Raw genomic sequence first — 1,470 nt, 5'->3', positions numbered from 1 at the left:
AAACATGAGTCATCCCGAATTTTCTAAAGCACATTGACAAAATAAAAATGTTAAGATAAAATGGATGGCTTTTCTAAGTCTGTAAATCGGCATCGAAGTCTTTCGGTGCCGATTTCCTGTTCTAGGACACCAAATATTAATGATAGTAGTCATAGTTGCTCTAAAGTTCCTCAACATCCGAAACAAAAAATCCATTACCAAAGTAACTAACATCAACATTTTAAGACGATTTTCAAAGAACCAAAGCCTAGGAGACTCCATACCCAACTCTGATTTTCCATATCTAAAAACCTGTTCAATATCCCATCGTTTCATATAAGAATAGAACATTTCCCATGCTTTGCCACAAGTGTCAATTACTTCATTGGTTAGCAAGTACATAGGAGAAGTGCCTTTGCGTTTATCACGAACAATAACGAGGTATAAATCTGTTTGGGGAAACCATGGATGAGCTACTTTTCGGTAGAGTATTTTGACGCTTCTCGTTTCTTTCCGAATATTATCCCATATTAGGCGATGATCCTTAGCTTTTTGTCCCAGAGAAAGACGATAGGTATTTTTCTTCACTCCATTTTCATCAATCAAATTATTAAGCTTTTTCCAACGAACTAGAAACTTTGCTTTAAAGTTGAGCATACGTTCTACAAAAACACCATTGGCATAACCTCTATCAAAGACATGAAGCACATCCGCTTGTGTAGATGCTACACGTTTATTTAGAGCATTAAACATCCGATAAAATATCTCCGAACTTTCCTCTTTATGTTTACCTCTTGTGGCAAACCAACGCATTTTAGATATTTGAGGAACTTCCTTCGCATGCAAGGAGGTTAAAACTGCACCCGACCACTCAAATCCAGGAACACAAATACGTTTATGCTTATCATAATAACCTGGTTTTATTCGTGTTAACCGTTGACTCTTCTTACTGTGTACTGGGCTTAGCCCTTCACTAAACCAACTTTCGGGCTTTTCTAGTACACTATCATCCCAGAGCATCAACCAACTTTTTCCTAATTCTTGCTTATCTTCCAATCTAGCAACAAACTCTTCTTCTAAATGTTGATCTATTATTTGGTAATCCCATTTCTTACTGCGAAATAAATTACTCACACGTTTTACTCCTGCTTTAGCTTTTTTAGGACCAAGAACTAAGGCGCCTAACTCGGTCAATAGCAAGGCATCTGAACGATTTCTTGACATTAAAACTGCTATAAATACATTATAAAATGTACGCACCAAACGTTTGTCTAAATCTTCATCTAGTTTTAAGAGTAATTTAGACAAGTATTGATGTGAGCGATGTAAAATTGTCCATCCTGCTCCATTCTCTTTATTGATATTTTCTGTATCTTGTAGTTTATTATAATACATAGGAATCTCTAATTTTTTGTGGTAATTAAATCTAGTAGATTCCTATCTTTTTTCCAAAAAAAAAGTCATCGCCGAAAAATTCGGGATGACTCATGT

General features: G+C 35.6%; 1 protein-coding gene. It reads right to left on the bottom strand.

Annotated features, from left to right (window positions below; translation table 11 throughout):
* Positions 1 to 9: 9 nt before the first annotated feature.
* The gene (locus CG11_RS28990) at positions 10 to 1,374 is read right to left on the bottom strand and encodes a hypothetical protein (RefSeq protein ID WP_052600389.1); all 1,365 of its coding nucleotides are present in this window, start codon (positions 1,372 to 1,374) and stop codon (positions 10 to 12) included.
* Between the last annotated feature and the right edge of the window lie 96 nt (positions 1,375 to 1,470).

The organism is Aureispira sp. CCB-QB1 (assembly GCF_000724545.1).
Lineage (GTDB): Bacteria > Bacteroidota > Bacteroidia > Chitinophagales > Saprospiraceae > Aureispira.
Note: the sequence above shows the minus strand (reverse complement) of the source record. Positions and strands in the feature narration are given on the sequence as shown.